Here is a 19774-nt window from a genome sequence, read left to right as displayed (position 1 = left end):
GGTTCGCGGCCCTCGGGTGCGCTCCGGCGGATCCGCAGCGCGTGAGCGGCCGACGCGCGCCGCCGGTCGCGGGTGTGGACACCCTTCGTGTCGCCGCGCGGTCAGGTGAGTTCCCAGGCGCGGGCGGCGAGTGCCTCGACCAGTTCGGTGTCTTCGGCGAGGACGGGATCGAGGAAGGCCAGCACGGCGTGCGCGGAGTCGGACGGTGATGCGTTGAGGACCGGGGCGGCGGCGTCTCGTACCGGGATCCCGTTGCTGCCGAGCAGGTGCAGCATCCACGCGGCGACAATGCGGAGCGCGCCGGGCGGCATCGCCCCGGCCGTCCGCTCGGCGTAGAGCGTCGGCAGGACACGCACCGGGATCTTCTGGGCCCCGTCCTCGGCGATCTTGGCGAGGGTGTGCCGGATGCGCGGGTTCGCGAAGCGGGCCGTCAGCGCGTCCCGGTAGCCGGCCAGTGCGGTTTCCGGGAAGTCCAGGTGGGTCGAGGCCTCGTGCCACCATTCGCGCACCCAGACCCGGCAGACCGGATCGGCCACGGCCTCGGCGACGGTGGCGTGCCCGCGGAACGGCGCCGCGTACGCCAGCAGCGAGTGGGCACCGTTGAGCAGCGACAGTTTGCGTTCCTCGTACGGCGTGACGTCGGCGACGAAGCGGGCACCGGCGTCCTCCCAGCGGGGCCGCCCGGCGGGGAACTCACCGCTGAGCACCCACTCGGTGAACGGCTCGGTGACGACCGGGACTTCGTCCCGGCGTCCGGTCGCGTCGCGGACGGCGCTCACGTCGTCCGCGGTGGACCACGGGGTGATCCGGTCGACCATGGTGCCGACGTACGAGGCGTGCGCGGCCGCCTCGCGCCATTCGGGACGCCCGATCGCGTCCGCCAGTTCGCCGACCACCCGTGCGGTGACCTCGCCGTTTCCCGGCAGGTTGTCGCACGGCACGACCGCCACGGGGTCGCCGCCCGCGCGCCGTCTGGCGGCCAGCCCGGCCAGCAGCCGCGCGGCGACCGTCGCCACCGGGGCCTGCGGATCGGCGCGGAGTGCGGCGATATCGGCACTCACGTCGGTGCGTCGGGTGTCCAGGCCGCCCCCGGGCGCGCGGGTGTACGCCGCCTCGGTGACCGTCAGGGTGACCACCGCGAGTTCCCGCCGCCGCCAGTGGCTCAGCCACGCGGCGTGGTCGCCGCCGGCGTGCGCCGAGGTGAGCGAACCGACCACCTCGAAGCGGTCGCGGTCGGGCGCACGGGTGGCCAACGTGTAGAGCCCGTCCTGGGCGGTCAGCCGCTCGGCGATCGCGGTGCTGCGCCCGGTGAACGCCGCGATCCCCCACCGGTCGGCGTCGCCGGCGTGCTCGGTGTACCAGGCCTGATGGGCCCGGAAGAAGCCGCCCAGGCCGAGGTGGAGCATGCGTACCGGCGCGGCGGGGCGTGCGTCGAGCGCGCGGGACAGGGGCCGGGTCGCGGGTTGGGCGGTCACAGTTGGATGGCCTTTCGCGGGTTGACGTTCACCGGTTTCGCCACCGCCGCGAATGCCTCGTCCCGGTCGGGCCGGTGCGGTGACGGGGTCGGCAGGTCGCGCACCGTCTCGTACCGGTGCCGGGTGAGAGCTCGCACCCCGGGGTCGACGGGAAGCAGTCGGTCGGGGTGGAGGCTTGGCATGACGGCATGTTCGCTGCCGCCCGCCCGGCGCGGCAACCGGTTGCCATGTGTTGCCGTGGGCACTTGCACCAGGTCGCGGGCCATGGTCCTCTGGCCGCCATGACAGCACAGATCGGCGGGCCGGGCGCCGTCCTCCCCGAGGCCCGGGTGCGAGCCTTCGTCGCCGAACAACTGGCCGGCGAGGATCTCGACGGCCGGAGCGTATGCCTGGTGGTACCCGACGGCACCCGCAGTTGCCCGCTTCCGCTGCTGCTCGCCGCGGTGCACGAGGCGCTGTACGGCCGGGTCTCCCGGTTGACGGTGCTGGTCGCGCTGGGTACGCACGCGCCGATGGGCGAGGCCGAATTGGCCGCCCATGTCCCGCCGCTCCCGGGCATGACCGTCCTCAACCACGAGTGGTGGGAGCCGTCGACGTTCGCCTCGGTCGGCACGATCGGCGCCGAGCGGGTGGCCGAGTTGTCCGGCGGGCTGCTGCGCCAAGAGGTCGACGTGCGCCTCAACCGGGCCGTCGTGGAGCACGACGTGGCCCTGGTCGTCGGCCCGGTCTTCCCTCACGAAGTGGTCGGTTTCTCCGGCGGTGACAAGTACTTCTTCCCCGGCGTCGCGGGCGCCGACATCATCGACCTGTCGCACTGGCTCGGCGCCCTGATCACCAGCGCGGAGATCATCGGAACGCGCGGCATCACCCCGGTCCGCGCACTGATCCACGAGGCGGCCGCGCTGATCCCGACCCGCAGGCGCGCGCTGTGCGTGGTGGTCGAATCCGGTACCGGGGCGCTGCACTCGATGGCGTACGGGACCCCGGAGGCGGCCTGGTCGGCGGCGGCCGACGTGTCCGCGCAGGTCCACGTCCGCTACCTGGACGCCCCCGTGCGGCGGGTGGTGTCCGTGATCCCGGAGAAGTACGAGGACATCTGGACCGCGGCGAAAGGCTTCTACAAGCTCGAACCGGTCGTCGCGGACGGCGGCGAGGTCATCCTGTACGCCCCGCACGTGCGGACCATCTCCGCGATGCACCCGGAGATCGAGGAGATCGGCTACCACTGCCGCGACTACTTCACCAAGCAGTGGGACCGCTTCGAGCACCTGCACTGGGGTGTCCTGGCGCACTCCACACACCTGCGCGGCGCGGGCACGTACGACGAAGAGCGCGGCGAGCACTGCCGGTTGACCGTCACCCTCGCGACCGGCATTCCCGAGCACGTCGTCCGGGGGGCGAACCTCGGCCATCTGGACCCCGCCGCGGTGGACTTCGCGGCGCTCGCCGCCGACCCGGACACGCTCGTCGTGCCGCAAGCCGGCGAGGTCCTGCATCGGTTGCGCCCATGAGGGCCGCGTGGGTGGACGCGTCCGCCGGCATCGCCGGCGACATGCTGCTCGCCGCCCTCGTCGACGGCGGGGCCGCCTTGGGCACCGTACGTGCCGCGGTGGAGGCCGTGGTTCCCGGCGAGGTACGCCTCGACCGGACACAGGTCACCCGCGCCGGTATGCGCGCGACCCGCATCCACGTGACGCCGAGCGACGACGACCACGTCCACCGAACGTGGCGTGAGGTGCGCCGCCTCATCGAAGCGGCGGCGCTGGCCGATCCGGTCCGCGCGTCGGCACTCGCCGTCTTCGGCCGTCTCGCCGTCGCCGAGGCACACGTGCACGGTACCGGAACGGACGAGGTGCACTTCCACGAGGTGGGCGCCTGGGACTCCATCGCCGACGTCGTCGGCGTCTGTGCCGCGCTGCACGACCTCGCCGTCACCGAGCTGACGGCGGGTCCCGCGGCGTTGGGCTTCGGCCGCGTCACCACCGCCCACGGCGAACTTCCCGTCCCCGCCCCCGCGGTGGCCGAACTCGCCGCCGAGTGGCAGGTGTTCGCGGGCGGGGAGGGCGAACTCGCCACCCCCACCGGGATGGCGCTGCTCACCACCCTGGCCCGCGAGTGCGCCCCCCTGCCACCCCTGCGTCTGGAGCGAACCGGCATCGGGGCCGGCAGCCGCGACACCCCCGGACGCCCCAACGTCACCCGGGTCTTCCTCGGCACCCCGGCTCCGGCCACACCCCTGGACTCCGCCTTCGACGCCTGCGAAGCCGTCGTCCTGGAAACCAACATCGACGACCTGGACCCGCGCGCATGGCCCAGCGTGCTGGCATCCCTCATGGAGGCCGGCGCCTCGGACGCGTGGCTGACCCCGATCCTGATGAAGAAGGGCCGCCCCGCGCACACGCTCTCCGTCCTGTGCCCACCGCAGGACGCCCAACCGCTGCGTGACGCCGTCTTCCGCCTCACCACCACCCTGGGCGTGCGCGAACGGCCGGTCCGCAAAACCGAACTCCAGCGAGGCTGGACCCTCGTGGACGTCCTCGGCAGCCGCCTCCCGGTCAAGGTGGGCCACCGCGGCGGCAGAATCCTCCAGGCGACGCCCGAGTTCGGCCCCGCCGCCGCCCTCGCCGCCCGCCTCGGCCTGCCCGTCCACGTCGTCCTGGCCGCCGCCGGCACCGCCGCCCACCAGGCCGGCCTGACCTCCAGCGCCCCCACCCCGCGAGCGCTCACCCCCGAACCCGCCTGAATCCGCGGCGTCGCCACCGGCACCGGTCCCATCCGCCGGCGAGGGGAGCGCCGTTCGGGTCGCCGGCCGACCGCGCGGGGGTGACGGCGTCGAAACGGAGTACAGTGCGCTCCTTCCCATCCCATGGGCAGCCATGGCGTCGTCCGACCACGGGCGTCGCCGCCCAGACCTGTGGCTTTCCCACGAGAACGGAAGTGAGATCCGGTGAGCGAGCGTGACGGCGCACCGACCGGCGGGAGCAAGGCACCGACGATCTACGACGTCGCCCGGGCCGCAGGGGTGGCCGCGTCCACCGTGTCCCGGGCGTTCGCCAGGCCGGGCCGGGTCAACGCGGCGACCGCCGAACGCATCCGGCGGGTGGCCGCGGAGCTCGGCTACCGCGTCAATCCGTTGGCGTCGGGATTGCCCACCGGCCGCACCTCGATGCTCGCGTTGGTGGTCTCCGACGTGACCAACCCGTTCTACGCCGAGATCATCCGGGGCGCCGAGTCCGCCGCCGCCGAGTCCGGCTTCGTCCTCCTGCTGATCGACGCCCAGGAAAACGATCGGGTGGAACGCGCCAGTCTGGAAAGGGCGTTGCCCGCCGTCGAGGGACTCGTACTGGCGGGTACCCGACTGTCGGACTCGGCCATCCGGATGACCGCCAAGCAGCGGCCGGTCGTCGTCCTCAACCGGGACGTCGCCGACGTCCCCAGCATCACCCTCGACAACCCGCACGGCATGCTCGTGACCGCGGAACATCTGGCGCGGTTGGGCCATCGCACGGTGGCCTACGTGGCCGGTCCGGAGGCCTCGTGGGCGGACGGGATGCGCCTGCGGAGCCTGCGCGAGGCGGCGGCCGGGCTGGACATGCGGGTGCAGCGCGTGGGCCCGTTCGCGCCGACGGTCGCAGGCGGTCGCGAAGCCGCCGAGGCGCTCCGCGAGGACCTGCCGACCGCCGTCGTGGCCTACAACGACCAACTGGCGATCGGGACCATGCTCGCCCTCCAGGCGCGCGGCGTCCGAGTTCCCGAGGACGTCAGCATGGTCGGCTTCGACGACATCTTCCCGACCCGCATCGTCAGGCCCGGGCTGACCACCGTCGCCGCCCCGCTGCGCGCCCAGGGACGGGCTGCCGTCGACGCGTTGTCGTCCTCGCGCGGCAACCCGGCACCGCGCACCGGCAAGCCGATGACCCTGCCGGTGAGGCTGGTCGTCCGCGACTCGACGGCACCGGCCCGGCGCACCCGGCTTCCGAATCCGTAGCTCGTAAAGCGTGCGCGGTCGCGGACTTCGTCGACCCGCGCTCTCCCCGGCGCCCCGCGTGGCCTCGATCGCGGCGGCGTCCGCGCCGTCACACGGTGGGCGCGACCTCGGCGAGCCAGGCGTCGGCGATCAGCCGATGCCCCGGCGGGCTCGGGTGGACGCCGTCCGGGGCCAGCTCCCCCGGCTCCCGGTCCTGCGCCGCGCGGGGCAGCAGGAGATCGGCGCGAACCACCTGGGCGCCGTTGCGCGCCGCCGCCCGCAGGACGGCGTCGGTACGCGGCGACAGGTCCTCGAACCAGCGTTCCTGGTCCGGCCCGACCGGAAGCAGGAACGGGGTGACGACGACCAGCCGTGCGGACGACTTCTGCGCCGTGGCCGCGAGCAGGCGGTCGAGGCACGCCTCGAACTCGTCGACCGGGCTGAGCAGGTTTCGGTCGTAGCGGCGCCAGGTGTCGTTGATGCCGATCTTGACCGTGACGACAGCGGGCCGGTGGTCCAGGACGTCGGTACCCCAGCGGGCTTCGAGGTCGTACACGCGGTGGCCGTTGATCCCCCGGTTGACGACGCGGGGGCCGGCTCCGTCGTGCGCCCGCTCGCGCAGGGTCCGCGCGATCTCGTGCACGTATCCGTTGCCGAGCGACGCGGGATCCGCACGGTCGCGGCCGGCGTCGGTGATCGAGTCGCCGATGAACAGGAGCGTGTCGTCGTCCTTGAGCTGCATGCCTGCCGTCCTGGCGTGGGTGGGTGGGTCGGTCGGCGGGACATCTCGTGACCCGCCGGATCACCGTCGCATACGTCGAATACGTCGAATCGAGGAGGCTTACCCCGCCGCGTGCCGCAGGGTCTCGACCTCGCGCGCCAACACCGCGGGGTCGTCGCCGGGGACGAACTCCAGGAGCGCCTGGAGACCCCGGCCCGCCAACAGGCCGAGGGCCGCGACCCACAGGTCCCTGCGGTCCGCCAGCGGCAGCCGGTTGTTGCCCGGCCACCACGAGAAGGCATGCACGGCGGTGACCCGGTCACCGAGTTCGACGAGCCCGGCCAGCGCCTGCTCGTCGGGGGTGTCCTGCGGCGGCTGCCAGTACGTGCGGACGTTGTCCGCGCCCACCTCGTCCAGCAGCCGGACGGTCGAGGCGACGGTGTCGGTGAGTGTGCCGCCGTGGAACTCCGGTGCGAGCTCCAGGCCGTGGTCCGCGGCGATCCGGGCCGCCTCCCGCAGGCAGCGCACGGTCTCGCGCCGCTCGTCGGGCAGGGCGGACCCCGATCCGGTGCCACCCGCCCAGACCCGTACCCGGGGTGCCCCGAGCAGCACGGCGGCCCGGGCGACGGCCGGGAAACCGGCCGACTCGGCGGGCGTGGCGCGAAAATACGAACCGTACGAGCAACAGACCAGCCCGTGGGAGTCGGAGACCTCGCGGACCGCGCGGACCGTGTCCGGCTCCCCCGCGGGGGCGTGCACGTCCGCGCCCCACTCGATCACCTCCAGGCCCGCGTCGGCCGCGCGTCGCGCGACCTCGGCGGCGGGCAGCCGGCGAAAGGTGACCGAGCACATGCCCAAACGGGTCCGCCCGGTGTCCGGCTCGGACGACGGGCGGAGCCGCGGGAGGTCCGCCGCGCTCCGTCGGGTCTCTTCGGTCATGGCCCTGCCTTCGCGGTCGGCGTCTGCGGGTGGTCCGCGGAGTCCGAAGCGGTCCGGCCCGGACAGGGCCGGGCGGACCGCTTCGGATGCACCGACGGATTCGGGTGAAGGGAGCGCTCAGGCGTGCGGCGCCCCGTCACCGGTGGGCGATCAGGGAGCGTTCGGGCCCACGTCCGCGGCGGTGAGGGGGTGCCGGAGTGCGGGCGTTGTCGCGTACTCGTCGGCACCGATGTCCCGTACGCTGCCGCGCGGGTCCCCGTCGATGTCGTCGGCCAGGGCCAGGCCGCCGAGCGTGGCCGCGCCGATCGCCGGGCTGCCCGCCGTCAGCCGCAGGACACCATCCGTGCCCTGCGCGAGCCGAGGGTCGGCCCGGACGAAGCTTCCGGCGGGGATGTTGCCGTTGCCGGCCGCCCCCCACAGCAGGTTGCTCTGCCAGGTGAAGGCGGTGGTGGCGCCCATGGCGACGAGGCTGCCGGAGTCGCCGACCAGCAGGTTGTCCGCGATGGTCACGTTCCGCGGCTCGAACGCCCGCGTCTCGCCCGACAACATGCCGGTGTTGTTGATCAGGGAGTTGTGCGCGATCACCACGCGGTCGCAGGCGTCGTTGCCCCGCCGCTGGGTCTCCGTCTCACTCGGGGTGTGGTCACGGGTGCTGCCGCTGCCGACCACCAGGGCCCGGCCGGACAGCCCGCTGAGGTAGTTGTTGACGATCACGTGGTCGTTGCCGTAGATCCGCACCCCGTCGGTGCCGCCGATCAGGTAATTGCCCTCCACCGTCGAACCGTTGCCGTGCCGCAGCACGATACCGCCGCGGCTGTCGCGGATGGTGTTGTACCGCACGGTGTTGCCCGAGGACTTCACCGAGATGGCCTCGGGGTCGCCGTCGCAGCGCTCGAACAGGTTGTACTCCACATGGCCGCCGGCGTCGGCCAGGGCACGGCCGCTGACGCCGAAGCGGATGGGCTCGCCGCCGTTGTCCCCGGTGAAGCTGTGGTCGGAGAAGTGGTTGCGGAAGATCTGCACGTTCTGGGCCATCTCGGTCTTGCCGGGACCGTCGACGACGATGAAGATGCCCGCGGTGGTCTTGTCGTGGAAATGGTTCCGGTCGATCTTCGTGTCGTTCGCCCGTACGACGACCCAGTACGGATCGCCGCTGTCCGCGTGTTGGAAGTCGTTGCGGGTCAGCCGGATCGCCGAGCAGTCCGTCGGAAGCTCGAGCGTGGTGCTCTGCCGGAAGGCGAAGCCGCTGATCACGATGTTGCTCGAATTGGCGAGCACGAAGCCGCGCGCGCCCCGCAGCACCGCGCCGCCGCGGGTCTTGGACACGATGGTGATCGGCGCGGCGCTCGTGCCGTTCTTGCCGGAGATGTTGATCGCGCCGCCCGACGGGACCGTGTAGGTGCCGTCGGCGACGACGATCCGGTCACCGGGTGCGGCGGCGTTGATCGCGCTCTGGAGCGCCGCGAGGGAGGAGACCGGGATGTCGGCCGCCGATGCGCTGCCCGACAGCGAGGTGGTCAGGGGTACCGCGGCAAGTGCGGCCACGGCCGAGCTCTTGAGGAACGTGCGTCGTTGCATGGTGCCTCCTGGGTCGAAACGGGCGAGTGTGCGCTCAGTCGGCCCGGGGACCGACGTCGGCCGCGGTCAGGGGTCCGCGCCTCGGCGGCCGGCGGGAGTATTCGTCCGCGCCCACGTCCGGGGTCCTGCTGCGGGGCTGTCCGTCGATGTCGTGCGTGATGCGCGGGCGGCGCGGCGTGCCGGCGTCGATCGCCGGGCTGCCGGCGGCCGGGCGGGCGATGCCGTACGCGTCCTTCACCAGCTTCGGGTCGACCCGAGTGCCGCCGCCGGTGGGGATGTTGCCGTCCGCGGCGGCCCCCCACAGGAGATTGCCCGACCAGGTGAAGCGCACGGTGTTCGCCATCGCGACCAGTTCGCCCGAGTCCGCGACCAGCAGGTTGTCGGCGACGGTGACGTCGCGCGGCTCGTGCGGACGGTGGCTCTCCCCGGAGAGCGTGCCGCCGTTGTTCAGCAGGGTGTTGTGCGCGATGAGGATCCGGTCGGGGGCGTCGTTGCCGCGGCGCGCCTCGGGTGTCTCGCCGGGGAGGTGATCGCGCTCCGAACCGCTGCCGATCACCAGGGCACGTCCGGTCAGGCCGGCGAGGTAATTGTTGACGATCACATGGTCGTTGCCATAGATCCGCACGCCTTCGGTACCGTCGATGAGGTGGTTGGCCTCCACCCGGTTGCCGTTGCCGTGCCGCAGGACGATCCCGCCGAAACTGTTGCGGATCGTGTTGTATCGGATGGTGTTGTCCGAGCTCTTCACCGAGATCGCCTCGGGATCCCCGTTGGCCCGCTCGAACAGGTTGTACTCCACGACCGCGTGGGCGCTGGACAGCGCCCGGGGGCTGACGCCGAGCCGGATGGGTTCGCCGCCGTTGGAGCCGGTGAAGGTGTGGTCGGAGAAGTGGTTGCGGTACACGTGGACGCGCTGGGCCATCTCCTCGGTGCCCGCGCCCTCGATGCCGAGGTAGATGCCCAGGGTGCTCTTGCCGTGGAAGTGGTTGTGGTCGACCGTGCTGTCGTCCGCGCGCACCATCAGCCAGTGCACGCCTTCGATGTCGGCCAGTTGGAAGTCGTTGCGGGTGAGCCTGATGTGCGAGCAGTCCGGCGGGATGTCCAGGGTGTTGCGCTGCCGGAAGGAGAAGCCGCTCAGGGTGATGTGGGCGGACGCTTCGAAAACGAAGCCGTGTTCGCCTTCCAGGACCACGCCGCCCTGCGTCCGGGCGACGATGGTGATGGGCGCGTATCTGCTGCCCTGCTTGTTCCGAATGGTGAGCGGGCGGTCCGCCGGGACGGTGTAGGTCCCGTCGGCCACGACGATCCGGTCGCCGGGTCGGGCCCGGTCGATCGCGGCCTGCAGCTCGTCCAGCGTGCGGACGGCCTTCGGGGCCGCGCTCGCGCGCGCGGCCGGCAGTCCGCCGACGGGGGCGGCGGCCAGCGCCACCCCTGCCGCGGTACCCGTGAGGAACGTGCGGCGTTGCATGGTGCCTCCGTGAGGATGTGGTGGAGGTACGGACGGTGTTCCGGCCTGCGATCAGCCGGCGGTCGAGGTGGCGCGGGGGGTGTCCCCGGCGTCCTGGGTCGCCCGGGTGTCCAGGAACAGTTCGATGACGGGTACGGGGGTGTCGGGGCGCCTGATCGGAAGCTGGAGCGTGAGCGTTCCGGCGGGCTGGCCGCCCATCTCGGTGTTGACCGCGGGCCGGTCCGGGTCGATGTGGACCGGGATGATCTCGGACGCGTCGTTGAGCAGTTGGGCGTAGCGCACCCGGCCGGCCAGGCCCGGCAGGTGCAGGTGGCGCAGCGGCCAGGCGAACAGGTGGACGTAGAGCCGGTCGCCGCGCAGGGTGTACCGGCATTCGGCGGGGGCGGTGTACGAGGAGGGGCCGCAGCCGCGAATCGAGCGCTCGTGCAGGTGCATCCACCGGCCGATCTCGTCGAGGATCGCGGTGTCTCGCGGGTCGAGCGCGCCTCGGCCGGTGGGCCCCACGTTGAGCAGCAGATTGCCGCCCTTGGACACCCCGTCGACGAGCATCCGGATCAGCAGGTCGGGGCTCTTGTGGTCCAGGTTGTCCCGGTCGTAGCCCCAACTGCCGTTGAGCGTCTGGCAGGCTTCCCACCGCACGGGTTGCCCGTTCTCGGTCATCGGACCGGACGGCTGGTACTGCTCGGGGGTGACGAAGTCCCCGGGAAGGCCGGTGCGATCGTTGACGAGGACGTGCGGTTGCAATTCGCGAATCGTCCGCAGAAGTTGCGGGGAGTCCCAGTCGTCGGGCCCCTTGCCGCCCCACCAACTGCGTTCGGCGTACGAGAAGTCGAAGAACAGGTAGTCGATCCGTCCGAACGAGGTCAGCAGTTCACGGACCTGGCCGTCCATATAACGCTGGTACTCGCGGATGTCCCGCTCGGCGTTGGCTGCCTTGAACGCCTCGTCGTCGCGCTGCGGATGCACGCCGTCCACGGGGAAGGACGGATGGTGCCAGTCGATCAGCGAGTAGTAGAGACCGACCTTGAGCCCCTCGGCGCGGCACGCCTCGACGAACGGCCCCACCAGGTCCCGGCCATGCGGGGTGTTGGTGACCTTGTACTCGGTCAGGGCGCTGTCCCACAGGCAGAAGCCGTCGTGGTGCTTGGTGGTGAGCACCACGTACCGCATGCCCGCCGCCTTGGCCGCCCTGGCCCACTGGGCGGGGTCGTAGCGGTCGGGGTCGAAGTGGTCGAAGTACACCTGGTACTGCTCGTCGGTCAGTCGCTCGTGGTTCTTGACCCACTCGTGCCGTGCGGCGAGGGAGTACAGACCCCAGTGCACGAACATGCCGAACCGGGCGGTGGTGAACCAGTTCGTCTCCGGGCCCGCCTCGGGATCCGAGGTCGCGGACGGATGCGCCTGCGGGGTGTCAGCGCTCGCGGTCATGGGGAATCGCTCTTTCTCGTCGGCGCCCGGCGGCTTTTCGGTGGCGCGTCGGGGCTGGTCGTACGGGACGGGGGCGGGCAGGGGCCGACGCGGGCCGCGAGACGGCGGGTCGGTCCGCGGGTCAGCCCTTGAGTGCCCCGGAGGACAGGCCGCTGACGAAGGACCGCTGGAAGAACAGGAAGACGATCACGGAGGGCAGCAGGGCCAGCAGGGAGGCCGCCATCACCACTCCGGGGGTCACGGCCGGGTCGATCCGCAGGGTCCGCAGCGCCAACGGCAGCGTGTACGAGGAGGAGTCGGTGGCGACGAGCAGGGGCAGCAGGTACTGGTCCCAGATCATGGTGAAGCCGAAGACCCCGATGACGCCGAGGGCGGGCTTGCACATCGGCAGAATGATCTGGGCGAAGATCCGCAGGTCTCCGGCGCCGTCGATGCGCGCGGCCTCTTCCAGTTCGCGCGGCACGTCCTTCATGAACTCGGTCATCACCAGGATCGAGAATCCCCAGGCGCCCAGCGGGACGATCATCCCGGCGAGGGTGCCGATGAGGTTGAAGTGCACGACCGGCAGATCGGCGAGAATGACGGACAGCGGCAGGGCCAGGATCTCCTCGGGCAACATCAGCGTCGCCAGGATGGCGACGAGCGCCAGCGTCATTCCCGGGAACACCTTCCGAGCCAGCGCGTAGCCGGCCAGGACGGAGACGGCCACCTGGAGCAGCAGCCCGAAGCCGACCACGAAGAACGAGTTCAGCAAGTACTTGAGTACCCCCTGGTCGATCGCGATCTCGAAGTTGTCCAACGTGAAGTCCGAGGGGATGATGCTCAGTTGCGTCGGGTCCTTGATGTGGCCGAAGGCACCGACGAGCAGGGCCAGCAGCGGACCCGCGAACATGGCCAGGACCAGGAGGTAGACGACGGCCTTCAGGATCCGTCCGCCGACGCTGCGGCTCTCGGTCAGGCCCAGCGCGGTCTCGGTCGACGACTCGCTCACTTGCTCTCCCTCCGCCGCAGCAGTTGGACGACGATGGTCAGGATCAGCGTCGCGACGAACAGCAGGACCGCTCCCGCCGCACCGACACCGAGCCGGTTCTGCTCGAGCCCGAGCTTGTAGATGAGGGTCATGACGACCTCGGTGGAGCCGTTGGGCCCCCCGTTGGTGAGCAGGAACACCTCGGTGAAGATCCGCAGTCCGCGAATCGCGGCGAGGATGAACAGGATCGAGAACACCGAACGCAGTCCGGGCACCGTCACGTACCACACCCGTTGCCACCGGGAGGCACCGTCGACCCTCGCCGCCTCGTACAGACCGCGGTCCACACTCGTCAGGCCGGCGAGGAAGATCATCATGTCGTAGGGCGCTCCCCGCCAGATGCCGGTGAGCATGATGGATCCCATCGAGGTGTCGGGGTCGTTGATGAACCCCGACGGCCCCAGTCCCGCCAGACCGAGAATGGAGTTGAGCATGCCGTCGCCGGTGGGGTGATACATGATCCGCCACAGTTCGGCGACGACCGCCATCGGCACCACCACCGGAAGGAACGCCGCGGAGCGCACGAATCCCAGTCGGCGGCTCTGCCCCTCCATCAGCAGGGCCAGGGCGAAGCCGAGCCCCATCGAGCCGGCGGTCTGTCCGGCGGCGAGGACGACCGTGTGCCACGCGGCCTCGCGGAATCCGGGGGACTGCAGCACCGTGCTGTAGTTCTCGGTGCCGACCCACCGGTTTCCCAGGTAGGGCTGAACCTCCTGGAAGGACATGGTCAGCGCGCTGGCCATGGGGATGAACTTGAAGTACAGGAAGAGGAGCAGCGCCGGGGCGAGGAACAGCCAAGGCGTCCACCACCGACCGGATCTGCGGCTGCGCGCCCGGCGACCGGCGGCCCCGCCGTCCCGGCGGCCCACTTTTCGCGGAGCGGGGCCGGCCGCCGGGAGGGCGGCCGGTTCCGCCTGGTCAAGGCTCATGACGCGGCGATCCCCTGCTCCTTGAGGATGTCGGCGAGCTGCTTGTCGAGCTCACGCAACTTGGCGTTGAGGTCGAGCCCGCAGTCCGCCACGAGCGCGTTCACCGCGTCCGCCGTCACCTGCCGCACCGGCGTCCAGTTCGGGATGGCAGGCGCGTATCGCCCGGAGTCCTGGTACGCCTGGGCGTAGGTCTTCCAGCGCGGGTCGGGGCGGATCTGGGAGATGTCCACGGCGGTGTTGACCGGGATTTGCACGGTGTAGCCGGTGGCGCCCTCCATCCCCTTCTTCTGGCCTTCGACGGAGACCGCGAAGCCGGCGAAGGCGTCCTGGCCGGCGCGGTTGTCGGAGCCGGCCATCAGGTAGACGGAGCTGCCCTCGGCGAGGACGGTGGCGTCCTTGGGTCCCTTGGGCATCGGCACGACCTCGTACTTGTCCGCGCCGAGGGACTTGTCGAAGCGGGGCAGCAGGTACGGGCCGACGACGTACATGCCGGCCTTGCCCGCCTCGAACGTCTCGTTCGTCGGCGGGGTGTCCATGGTCACGGCGCCGGGCTGGATGGCCTTGGCCTTGCACCCCAGGTCGCGGAACCACTGCATGGCCTGCACCGACGCCGGGGTGGTCATCGCCGGCTTGTACTTGCCCTTGCCGGTCTCGGCGATGAAGTCGCCGCCCGCGGCCCAGAGGAAGTTGGAGAAGTACCAGGAGGCGTAACCGCGCTTGGTGGACAGCGGTGCCGCGAGCCCGGCGGTGTTGTTCTTGCCGTCACCGTCGGGGTCCTGGGTGGTGAAGGCGGTGGCCATCGCGGCGAAGTCGTCCCAGGTCCTCGGGACGTCGAGCTTCAGCTTCTCGCGCCAGTCCTTGCGGATCAGCAGCGCGGACGCCTGCGCGGATATCGGGAGTCCGTACTGCTTGCCGTCCAGACTCTTCCCGGACGCCAGCCCCTGTCCGGCGATCTGCTTGCTGTCCTTGATCTTGCCGAGGTCGATCTCCCGGAGCAGACCCTGGCTGTGCATGGTGCCGATCTGCGTCACGTCGTTCATGACGATGTCGGGGAGCTTCTTCTGGGCGGCCCGCTGCTGCAGTTTGGTCTCGAAGTCGTCGAAGATGGCCGTGACCTCGACCTTGAAGCCCGTGGCCTGCTCGAAGGCGGCGGCGAGTTGCTGCGCGCCCTTCTCCCCCGGTCCGCCCGGTGTCGTCCTGGTCCAGAGCTCGAGGGGAGCCTTGGAGTTCTGCTTGGCATCCACTCCCGCAGGCCCGGATGTACAGCTGGTGAGGATCAGTGCCGAGGCGAGGGCCCCCGCACCGATCCATCGCGATCTCTGCATGACTACTCCTGTTTCAGCCGCATCACATGGCCTGGAAAGCGCTTGCACGGACGGTAACCGGGTCCGAATCAAGTGGTCAATAGTCCGATGAATACAAAGTTTCCGGCGACCGAACGAGAGTGCTCATCCGGGGCGCTCCGGCGCCCCCGGCGCGTGATTCGACGGACGAGACGGACGGCCTTATCCCTATAAATAGGCTCCTACTCGCGCAATTTGGGCATCGGCAGGAACGGGCATTCGGGCCGAGGTATGCCTCAGCCTCGACGACAGCCACCGAAACGGAGAAGATCGGGCATCCAAGGTCACGGTGACGACATTTCAATGATCCGATGTATGGTTCCTGCGAGCTACGGGCCGGACGGCGCACAGGCCACCGCGAGGTTCGGGCAAGCGCTTACCAGCACTTCCGAGCAGGGACCGCCGACCGTCCGGCCGCCGGTCCACCACCGAACAGGCCGAGGAGAGCAACCCGACATGAACGAACCGGCCACCGCACCGACAGCCCTGTTGGTCATGGAGGAGGAACGCCGGGACGACGTCTACCCGCCCGAAGTGCTGGCCGAGATCGGCCGGCTCGTGCAGTGGCAGGGTCCGCCCCGCACCCGGCAGGAGCTCGACGCGGACCCCGGTGTGCTGCGGACCGTCGACCTGCTGCTCACCGGCTGGGGCGCGCCCGTCCTCGATGCCGCCCTCCTGGCACGTGCCCCTCGGCTGCGGGCCGTTCTCGTCGCGGCGGGATCCGTCCGGCACCTGACCACACCCGCCTTCTGGGATCGCGACATCCCGATCGTCTCCGCCGCCGCGGCCAATGCCGTGCCGGTGGCGGAGTTCACCCTCGCCCATGTCCTCCTCGGACTGAAACAGGCCCACCGCATCGAGCGGGAGGTGACGCAGAACCGCCGCTTCCCCACCCGTCCCGACGTCCCGGGCGCCTACCGGTCACGGGTGGGCCTGCTGGGACTCGGGCACATCGGTCGGCTGGTCGCCGCCCACCTCTCCCGCTTCGACGTCGAGGTCCTCGCCACGGATCCCGTCGCCTCCCCGGACACCGCCCGGCGCGCGGGAGTGCGACTGATCCCCGTCGAGGAACTCTTCGCCACCTGTCAGGTCGTCAGCCTCCACGCACCGCTGCTGCCCGAGACCCGCGGCTCGATCGGGGCGGAACTGCTCGACTCCATGGGGCCGGGAGCGACACTGATCAACACCGCGCGGGGTGCACTGATCGACGAGGTCGCCGCCGCGCGGGTCCTGCAGGCCAGGACCGACCTCACCGCCGTACTCGACGTAACGCACCCGGAACCCCCGGCCCATGACTCGCCACTGTTCACCCTTCCCAACGTCGTCCTGACACCGCACCTGGCCGGCGCCATGGGCGCCGAACGTCACCGGCTCGGACGGCTCGTGCTCGACGAACTTCGCCGCCTCACACAGAACCAGCCGCTCCGGCACGCCATCGACCCCGCCCGCGCCGCCTCGCTGGCCTGAGACCGCCAGGCACTGCCGACAAGGCTCCCTGCCTCGGGAACCTGCGATCGGGGACGTCACGCAAGATCATGCTGTACTGCAGGCCAGGGTCCGGGCAAGCAGGCCCGGCACCCGCTTCCGCCGGCTCACGGCAAGGGGCGGTACGGAAACGCAACGTGAGCGAAACGTCGACGAGGGCGGCCGGACCCGGCGGTTCGTCCGCACCCTCGGGGCCGGCCCCGCCCGCTCGGCGCGGCGGCCCGGTCACCCGCCGAATGGTGGTGCCGCGCAGTCCGCGGCACCACCATTCGCCTTTCGGGGCGCACCCCCCGTTCCGTATCGTCCGTCGCCACCCGGGTGGATCGTGGCCCGAACACCGGGTCCCCGACGGGAGCGCCGCGCCGGGTACGTTCAGCGAGCGGGTGAGCCGACCCACGTCCGTGTAGGCCCGCCCGTACGACGTGCCCGCCGGATGCAGGGTCAGGACCACCACGATCGACCGGTCCGCCGCCCCGACCGTGCCGGTGGTGTGCAGCGCCGGATGGGACAGGTCGACGCCGGCCGACGCCGGCACCGCACCGGTCGGCCCGCAACCGCCCGACGAGAAGCCCGACCAGCCCTGCTTGACCGCCCACGGACGGTCGAAGGCGGACGGGATACCGAAGTGCTGGTCGAAGGAGTCCGAGGCGCAGCGGGTCGACGCCCGCAGGTCGCCCATCACCAGGTCGCGCACCGGCGCCGGTGCGGTTTCGAGCAGGTACCGGTAGATCCGGACCACGTCGGCGGCCGAATGCGCGGTGTAGCCCCAGTAGTTCGGGTCGTCCGGCGGCGCGGTGTCGACCAGGCTCAGTCGGGTCACCATGCGGTCGACGACCGCGTCGGCCCCGGCCCGGGACCAGAAGTCCGAGGCCGCGGCGTCGTCACTGGAGCGCAACATACGGTCGAACGCCGGTCGATCGGCGGCTGGGATCCGGTATTCCGGCCCGAGACTCCACAGATAGTCGAGGGCGATCAGCAGCTTGACCACCGACGCCGAGCGGAATCGCTTGTTCGCGTCGAGCTGTTCGGTGAACACGCCGGTCCGCCGGTCGAACACCGCCACCCCCGCGGTCACTCCGGCGGGCACGTCGATCCGAGTCGGTCCCGTCCCGGCCGTCGCCCGCGCCGTCGTGGCCGCCGCCCCGGTCGCCCCGCTCGTGTCGAGAGAATGCCCGGCGGCCGGGGTCCCGTACCGGACTCCGGCCACGATCGCCGCGCACAGCACCAGTATCGCGATCATCCGGCCCGCCGCCCCGGAGGGCGACCTCGGCGCCCGGGAGACGGCGAATCCTGGGTGGGGCTGTCGGATCGGCAACTGTCGGTCCCACTGGTGCGAGGAGATGTCGGTGTCGGCCGACTCGTTCGGACCACCCGACCACGGCCGGCCGTGGTCGAGGATATAGCCGATCGATCGCGGATCGGGTCGGGTCGGGTCGAGTCGGGTCGAGTCCGCCTGTCCGGCGAAAGGGCGCAGTCGTTCCAACACCTTGCCGGCGCCGATGGTGGCCGCGTGGGGGCGTGTCACACGCGCGCGGTTCGCACGGCGCGAGCAGGACGAGCAAGTACTCGGCGGTCGGATCGAGCGCGAACGCACTGGTCGTGGGCTCACCGCCGCGAGGTTGCGAATCCCGGTCCGGATAGGCGTGTTGGAGTGCGAAGACCTTGAAGGAGACTTCACCGTCGGCGACCGGGAGGAGCGGACGCGAGCACTCGAACGGCACCGGCGTCCGGCGCCCCGCGCCCGACGTCGGCGCCCGCCCCCGCTCCCGGGCGCAACACGGCGGGCCTGCCCGACACTTCCCCGCCGGCCCCCCTCCACATCCGGTAACCGCACGATCACCGCTTCCATCCACGCGCCCCCGTTACCCGCGACGTGCGAGCACGGCCCCGGGCGGCGCGCGGCGACGAGGGCACGGCAGCCGGCACCAGGGGATTCGTGGACGGCGGTGGACGGAAGGCGCGCGACCGTACGCGTGGTGCGTAGGTTGTCGACCATGACGCATGACACGATGGTGCCGGGACCGGCGCAGTTCGGTGCGCGGCGATGGTGGTTGCCATCCGCGGTGGCCGACGAACTCGATTCCGATGTCGGGAGCCACACCCGATCCCGCCGCACGACCCGGGACTGGATTGTCGACGTCTGCTGTTTCCTGGCGGCCGTCGCTGTCGGCGTCGCCGCTGTCGCCTCCTTGGACGAGCAGTCGGATCTGCCTCGCGCCCTCGTCTTCGCCGATCTGGCGCTGGGCGTCGTGGCGTGCGGCGCGGTCTGGCTGCGCCGCCGGTGGCCGCTGGGACTGGCCGCGGTCCTGATCCCCGTCGGTCTGATCTCCACGGCTTCCGGCGGCGCCGGCCTCGTTGCCCTGTTCACCCTCACGGTGCACCGGCCCTTCCGGTACGTGGCCTGGGTGGGCGGCCTGCAACTCGCGCTGATCCCGGTGTTCTACGGACTGCGCCCGGACCCCGAGATGTCCTACCTCGGCGTCGTGGTGTTCGCCGTGCTGCTGACCCTGTCCGTCATCGGCTGGGGCATGTTCGTACGCGCCAAGCGCCAGCTCATGCTCAGCCTGCGGGACCGGGCCCGCCGCGCCGAGGCGGAGGCGGAGCTGCGGGCCGAGCAGGCGCAGCGGCTGGCCCGCGAAGCCATCGCCCGCGAGATGCACGACGTCCTCGCGCATCGACTGACCCTGCTGAGTGTGCACGCCGGCGCGCTGGAGTTTCGGCCGGACGCGCCGCGCGAGCAGGTGGCGAGGGCGGCCGGCGTCATCCGGGAGAGCGCGCACGAGGCGTTGCAGGACCTTCGCGAGATCATCGGCGTGCTGCGCGCGGGCGATGCCGACGATCCCGGCCGCCCCCAGCCCACGCTCGCCGCGCTGGACGACCTGGTCGCCCAGTCGCACGACGCGGGCATGCAGGTCACCCTGGCGCGCCGGGTCACCGACACGTCGACCGTGTCCGCCTCGGTCGGTCGCACCGCCTACCGCATCGCCCAGGAGGCCCTGACCAACGCCCGCAAACACGCACCCGGGGCCCGGACCACGGTCACGGTCGCCGGCGCACCCGGCGAGGGCCTGACCGTGTCCGTGCGAAACTCGGCGCCGCCGGGCGAGGTCCCGCACGTGCCGGGCTCCGGCCAGGGCCTGATCGGCCTGACCGAACGCGCCACCCTGGCCGGCGGCAAGCTCGCCTGCGGCCCGACCCCGGACGGCGGCTTCGAGGTACGGGCCGAGCTGCCCTGGGGCTGAGCGCGCCCCGCCGGGCACGGATCGAGGCCGGCCCGGGGTATCGCCGAGGGCCCGCCCGGACCACCGTCGCCCTGCACGTCCCCGGCCGGGCGCCCGGCCGCCTCTACCCCCCCGGGCCCCTCGCGGCCACGGCAGCCCGCCCCCCCCCCCCCCCCGCGGGGGGGCCGCC

General features: G+C 71.5%; 16 protein-coding genes. 5 read left to right on the top strand and 11 right to left on the bottom strand.

Annotation, left to right across the window (positions count from 1 at the left end; all coding sequences use genetic code 11):
- Window positions 1-101: 101 nt before the first annotated feature.
- Complete coding sequence (locus ABZ374_RS12430; protein WP_360309899.1) at window positions 102-1475, bottom strand: mannitol dehydrogenase family protein; 1374 nt, start codon at window positions 1473-1475, stop codon at window positions 102-104.
- Window positions 1472-1657 carry a hypothetical protein gene (locus ABZ374_RS12425; RefSeq protein ID WP_360309897.1) on the bottom strand — a complete coding sequence of 62 codons (186 nt, stop codon included), beginning with the start codon at window positions 1655-1657 and terminating at the stop codon, window positions 1472-1474. The genes ABZ374_RS12430 and ABZ374_RS12425 overlap by 4 nt, the downstream gene beginning before the upstream one ends.
- Before the next feature lie 99 nt (window positions 1658-1756).
- Here ABZ374_RS12425 and ABZ374_RS12420 point away from each other — a divergent pair, with 99 nt between their 5' ends.
- From ABZ374_RS12420 to ABZ374_RS12410, 3 genes are all read left to right on the top strand, one after another.
- Window positions 1757-2986 carry a lactate racemase domain-containing protein gene (locus tag ABZ374_RS12420; protein WP_360309895.1) on the top strand — a complete coding sequence of 410 codons (1230 nt, stop codon included), beginning with the start codon at window positions 1757-1759 and terminating at the stop codon, window positions 2984-2986.
- Window positions 2983-4218, top strand: a complete 1236-nt coding sequence (gene larC / locus ABZ374_RS12415) for a nickel pincer cofactor biosynthesis protein LarC (RefSeq protein ID WP_360309893.1) — start codon at window positions 2983-2985, stop codon at window positions 4216-4218. Before ABZ374_RS12420 ends, larC begins: the two co-directional genes overlap by 4 nt.
- A gap of 204 nt (window positions 4219-4422) precedes the next feature.
- The gene (locus tag ABZ374_RS12410) at window positions 4423-5463 is read left to right on the top strand and encodes a LacI family DNA-binding transcriptional regulator (RefSeq protein WP_360309891.1); all 1041 of its coding nucleotides are present in this window, start codon (window positions 4423-4425) and stop codon (window positions 5461-5463) included.
- 88 nt (window positions 5464-5551) lie between these two features.
- Here the strand turns inward: ABZ374_RS12410 and ABZ374_RS12405 are convergent, their stop codons facing one another.
- The 8 genes from ABZ374_RS12405 to ABZ374_RS12370 all read right to left on the bottom strand — a co-directional run bounded on the left by ABZ374_RS12405 (window position 5552) and on the right by ABZ374_RS12370 (window position 14860).
- Window positions 5552-6184, bottom strand: coding sequence for an SGNH/GDSL hydrolase family protein (locus ABZ374_RS12405; protein ID WP_360309889.1), 633 nt, complete (start codon window positions 6182-6184; stop codon window positions 5552-5554).
- Window positions 6185-6283: 99 nt separating this feature from the next.
- Window positions 6284-7102 carry a TIM barrel protein gene (locus ABZ374_RS12400; RefSeq protein WP_360309887.1) on the bottom strand — a complete coding sequence of 273 codons (819 nt, stop codon included), beginning with the start codon at window positions 7100-7102 and terminating at the stop codon, window positions 6284-6286.
- Window positions 7103-7252: 150 nt separating this feature from the next.
- On the bottom strand, window positions 7253-8680 hold the full coding sequence (locus tag ABZ374_RS12395) for a polysaccharide lyase 6 family protein (RefSeq protein WP_360309885.1): 1428 nt from the start codon (window positions 8678-8680) through the stop codon (window positions 7253-7255).
- Window positions 8681-8714: 34 nt separating this feature from the next.
- On the bottom strand, window positions 8715-10148 hold the full coding sequence (locus ABZ374_RS12390; protein ID WP_360309883.1) for a polysaccharide lyase 6 family protein: 1434 nt from the start codon (window positions 10146-10148) through the stop codon (window positions 8715-8717).
- A 51-nt stretch (window positions 10149-10199) separates the two neighbouring features.
- Window positions 10200-11576: an alpha-L-fucosidase gene (locus ABZ374_RS12385; RefSeq protein WP_360309881.1), complete on the bottom strand. Its 1377-nt coding sequence runs from the start codon at window positions 11574-11576 to the stop codon at window positions 10200-10202.
- Between the two features lie 121 nt (window positions 11577-11697).
- Entirely contained in the window at window positions 11698-12567 is an 870-nt protein-coding gene (locus ABZ374_RS12380) for a carbohydrate ABC transporter permease (RefSeq protein ID WP_360309879.1), read from the bottom strand.
- The gene (locus ABZ374_RS12375) at window positions 12564-13535 is read right to left on the bottom strand and encodes a sugar ABC transporter permease (RefSeq protein WP_360309877.1); all 972 of its coding nucleotides are present in this window, start codon (window positions 13533-13535) and stop codon (window positions 12564-12566) included. The genes ABZ374_RS12380 and ABZ374_RS12375 overlap by 4 nt, the downstream gene beginning before the upstream one ends.
- A complete protein-coding gene (locus tag ABZ374_RS12370; protein WP_360309875.1) occupies window positions 13532-14860 on the bottom strand; it encodes a sugar ABC transporter substrate-binding protein in 1329 nt (442 codons plus the stop codon). The genes ABZ374_RS12375 and ABZ374_RS12370 overlap by 4 nt, the downstream gene beginning before the upstream one ends.
- 474 nt (window positions 14861-15334) lie before the next feature.
- Here ABZ374_RS12370 and ABZ374_RS12365 point away from each other — a divergent pair, with 474 nt between their 5' ends.
- A complete protein-coding gene (locus ABZ374_RS12365) occupies window positions 15335-16345 on the top strand; it encodes a hydroxyacid dehydrogenase (protein ID WP_360309873.1) in 1011 nt (336 codons plus the stop codon).
- Here the strand turns inward: ABZ374_RS12365 and ABZ374_RS12360 are convergent.
- Entirely contained in the window at window positions 16284-17888 is a 1605-nt protein-coding gene (locus tag ABZ374_RS12360) for a hypothetical protein (RefSeq protein WP_360309871.1), read from the bottom strand. The two genes, ABZ374_RS12365 and ABZ374_RS12360, sit on opposite strands and share 62 nt — an antisense overlap.
- A 469-nt stretch (window positions 17889-18357) precedes the next feature.
- Here ABZ374_RS12360 and ABZ374_RS12355 point away from each other — a divergent pair, with 469 nt between their 5' ends.
- A complete protein-coding gene (locus ABZ374_RS12355; RefSeq protein WP_360309869.1) occupies window positions 18358-19605 on the top strand; it encodes a histidine kinase in 1248 nt (415 codons plus the stop codon).
- Window positions 19606-19774 lie beyond the last annotated feature (169 nt).

The organism is Embleya sp. NPDC005971, assembly GCF_040629175.1.
GTDB lineage: Bacteria > Actinomycetota > Actinomycetes > Streptomycetales > Streptomycetaceae > Embleya.
This window is presented reverse-complemented; position numbering and strand designations above follow the sequence as displayed.